Consider the following 4407-nt stretch of genomic DNA (forward strand, 5'->3'; position numbering starts at 1 on the left):
GAATATGAAAATGGTAAAAATATATTTAATTTTATATAACTGCAGTTTTGAACACTTGAATAAAACTAAATTAAGGAGAATTAACTATGGATCCAATTTTTTGAGTTTTAATAGCAGTCGGAATTATTTTTTATATCATTTTTATTTCTCTTATTGTTTGAAGAAGAATTTATAGAAAGAAAGCTTTAAAGAAAAAAATAATTTTAAAAGTTAAAGATAATCTGCTTAAACAAAAATCAAATATTGAAATGAGCAGAACTAAAAAGTCGCGACAAGCATCAAAATATAAGAAAATGTACTTTGATTTATGCGACAGAATTATTAAAGAGTACAATACGAAAATTTTACCTTTTAGACATCAAAACATAAAGCTATACAAATTAAGTAACTATCAAGAAAATGAACAATGATTTTTTCATAGACATCACATCGACGAAATCCATATTAGTGGAGCAGAATTGAAAACTGATAAGGAAGCTTACAGAAATGGTTTAAGTATTGTAGTTTCATATGAGCAACACGCTTTATTACACTATCTAATAGTTTTAAATAATGAAACTTACCCTAATCACGGGATGTTAATGATGATGGAATTAAAAGAATGAGATGAAATTGTTCAAAAACGATGTAAAAAATGAGATATACCATACGTTCCTGAGTGAAAACAAAATTTATCAATATTTAATAACCCACCTCATACAACAGCGCTTTTTGAAGAGATTGTAAAAAATGTAACCAAAGGTAATGAATTTAAAGATAATAATTTTTAATATATAAACGAATAATTGGTTTAAACTAGAATAAGAAAAGTAGACAGTTTTTTTTAGTTTCTGTCTATTTTTTTAATCATTTTTCACATAATTTCAGGAATTTTGACTTTTTACTTCTGTTTTTTTTAGAATAGAGTTGAAATACAACAAATATTGACATATTTTGATGAATATTAGCCTTGTATTTTAATAGATTAACAAACATTTTAGGATTAGGAGAAAAAATGGCAAATTTATATTCACATAATGAAGAACAAAACCAAAAAGGTTTTGAACCAACAGCTTCAAGTGTTGAAATTGCAGCTCAAGCTTCTACAGCTGCAAAAATATTTTTATACATTATTATGTCTATTCCACTATTTTTAGGTTGAATTTGATACTTCAAAAGAAAAAATAGTTTAAATAGAATGCAAAACGATATTAACAACAGTGCATCAAGCATTGATGTTCAATTGCAAAAACGTAATGATACACTTGTTAAATTAGTACAACAAGTTAAGTCATACAAAATTCACGAAGCTGAAGTTTTTGAAAACGTTACAAAAATGCGTTCATTAGCAGCTGGTGGTAGAGGAATTGAAAACTCAGCTGAAATTGAAAACTTAAATCAATCAGTATTTGGTCGTTTAATGGCTATTTCAGAAAGCTATCCAGAACTTAAAGCAAGTTCTTTATACACTGAATTAATGGATGAAACAACATATATTGAACGTGAAATTGCAGCTGCTAGAAGAAATTACAACGCTCAAGCTAACACATTCAATAAAGAATTATTTACAATCCCAACAAAAATTGTTGCTGCAAATATGGGATTATCAACAGTTAGACTATTCCAAGCATCTTCTAAAGCTAGAAAAGATGTTGATATGCAAGAATTAGGTTTATAAGATGAAAAGAGTTGAAGATTTTGTTACTATAGAACAGTTCAAAGAAAAAACTGATCAAGTTGTGCTTCCAATTATCCAAAACACAGTAGATGATGCTTACAAATCGCCTTTATACAAAAAATATAAAAGTATGAAATATGGAGCTTTAGGTTCAATTGCAAGTATGATTTTATCTGCTTTAATAGCGATAATATGTTTTATTGCAGTAAAAGATGCAATGGCTAAAGTTGTTTTATTTGGTATTTTTGATCTTGCCGCTTTTATTTGTTTCATATTAACACTTGTGTTTGTGCAATTAGCTAAAAAGAGAAACTTAATTTTTAGAAGCTTTATTGCAAACAAATTAAGAGAAGATAACATTTATGGAAAAGCAGTTAATTCAGCTGATACAAGATGAAAATATAGAAATGATGATTTTGAACCTAGTTCAATCAGACATAACTATGATTTTTCAACAGAAAGATTCACAACCAAAGAATATGAATCATTCAAACCTGCATTTGTTCCACGAAATGCTTGATTAGAAAGTGCATCACCAGTTCAAACAATTACAATTGATGATAAATATCACGCACACGTTTCAGTCGCTGAATGACTTTTAGTCACAAGAGACAAAAAAGGACATGAAACAAAACAAACTTGATATTCTACTTTACTTAAAATTGATGCTAGAGCACTTAAAGAAAGAGATAGAGCGAACTTTACATACTTTGATAAGAAAAATGGTCTTCAGCCAGTAGAAATGGAAAACAAAGAATTTAACAAAATTTTCAAAGTTGCAAGTGATAATTCAACAAAAATGTACCAATTATTCACACCACTTGCAATGGAAGAATTAGTTAAATTAATCAATCAAGGTTTACAACACACAAACATTAAAAAAGCTAAAGATTTTGAATATTGAGCAAACAATGATGTTGTTTACTGTTCATTTGTAACTCCATCCGGATTTATGGATATTGATATTCCGGTTTTTGTTGGTAAAAAAGACAAATTTGTTGCAAAAATTTACAAAGATGTAGTTACTGATATTTACACTTTATACTTTGTATTAGCATTAAGTTACATTCCTGTTTACTTATATTAGTCAAATCGATTACACAACAAGAAATTGTTGTGTTTTTTGTTATTTTTACTCGATATATTTAAATTATTTTTATATAAAATTATAGATAAGTAAAAAAAGGAGATTAAATATGGCAAATTTATATTCACATAACGAAGAACAAAAGCAAAAAGGTTTTGAACCTACAGCATCAAGTGCTGAAATTCCTGCTAAAGCATCTACAGGACTTAAGATTTTTATGTACATTTTAATGAGTTTACCCTTAGGTTTAGGTTGACTTTGATACTTTGCAAAGAAAAATGAATTAAACAGAATGCAAAATAACATTAACAACAGTGCATCAAGCATTGATGTTCAATTACAGAAACGTAATGACACACTTGTTAAATTAGTGCAACAAGTTAAATCATTCAAAATTCACGAAGCTGAAGTTTTTGAAAACGTTACAAAAATGCGTTCACTTGTTTCATCTGGTAGAACACTTGAAAATTCTGAAGAATTAGACAAATTAAACCAATCAGTATTCGGTCGTTTAATGGCTATTTCAGAAAATTATCCAGAACTTAAATCAAGCGCTTTATATGCTGAATTAATGGACGAAACAACATACATTGAACGTGAAATTGCAGCTGCTAGAAGAAATTACAATTCACAAGCTAATATCTTCAACAGAATGTTATTTGAAATTCCATCTAACCTTGTTGCTGCAAATATGGGATTATCAACAGTTAGATTATTCCAAGCATCTTCTCAAGCTAGAAAAGATGTTGATATGGTTGCTCTAGGATTATAAAAAAAATGAAAAGAGCCGAAGATTTTATTAGCATAGATAAATTCTATGAAAAAGCAAACCAAACTGTATTACCAATCGTTAAAAATCGTGTAAATGAAATTACTCAATTACCAATCTATGTAACTTATAAAAGAACCAATAAATATGCACTTAGGGTGTTTTTAGCATCAATAGGTTCTTTCTTGTTTTCTGGTTTTTTTCTTGGATTAGAAACTACAAAAGAATATGGTGGTTTTAGAACGCTTTCGGTATTTACTACCTTTGCAATTATTTTTGCACTTGTATTTGTAATATCTATACTTGTTGCTATTGGTTTTTGAATCAAAGCATGAAATATTAATAGAAAAATTAAAAAAGAAATCATAAGTCAGCTTCATAAATCAAATATTTATGGAGTTGCAATTGAAGCTCTAATTGATAGATGAAAATATGAAGGCACAAACTTTACACCTACATCTATAAAACATAATTTTGATCCTAATACAAACAAGTTTACAAAAGATGAATACTTAAGTACTAGACCTAAATTAATACCAAATGATTCGCAACTAAGAGGTGTAACTGAAATTCAAACAGTTACTATTGATAATAAATATCATGCACATGTATCAGAAGCACATTGAGTCGATTTCCACACAGATAAGGATGGTAATACTCACGAAGAACATTACTATAGCGCTTTAATAAAAATTGATGCAAGAGCACTTGCTCAAAAAGACCAAGCAAACTTTACATTCTTTGGAGATAAGTTTTCTGATTTAGAACCGGTAGAACTTGAAAACATTGAATTTAACAAGATTTACAAAGTTAAATCTAATAATCCAACTAAAATGTTTCAATTATTTACTCCATTAGCAATGGAAGAAATGAATAAACTTTTCAAATTTGGTA

General features: G+C 28.2%; 5 protein-coding genes. All 5 read left to right on the forward strand.

The features are described from left to right. Nucleotides 1–86 precede the first annotated feature (86 nt). Entirely contained in the window at nt 87–770 is a 684-nt protein-coding gene (locus ACNF36_RS02890; protein WP_418303663.1) for a hypothetical protein, read from the forward strand. A 224-nt stretch (nt 771–994) separates the two neighbouring features. After that, a complete protein-coding gene (locus ACNF36_RS02895; RefSeq protein ID WP_323176396.1) occupies nt 995–1657 on the forward strand; it encodes a LemA family protein in 663 nt (220 codons plus the stop codon). A 1-nt stretch (nt 1658) separates the two neighbouring features. Beyond that, a complete protein-coding gene (locus tag ACNF36_RS02900; RefSeq protein ID WP_323680214.1) occupies nt 1659–2744 on the forward strand; it encodes a DUF3137 domain-containing protein in 1086 nt (361 codons plus the stop codon). A gap of 109 nt (nt 2745–2853) precedes the next feature. Further along, a complete protein-coding gene (locus ACNF36_RS02905) occupies nt 2854–3516 on the forward strand; it encodes a LemA family protein (RefSeq protein WP_418303664.1) in 663 nt (220 codons plus the stop codon). Between the two features lie 5 nt (nt 3517–3521). Then, a partial coding sequence (locus tag ACNF36_RS02910) for a DUF3137 domain-containing protein (protein WP_418303665.1) occupies nt 3522–4407 on the forward strand: 886 nt, incomplete at its 3' end.

This window comes from Mycoplasma sp. 4463 (genome assembly GCF_048381515.1).
Lineage (GTDB): Bacteria > Bacillota_I > Bacilli_A > Mycoplasmatales > Metamycoplasmataceae > Mycoplasmopsis.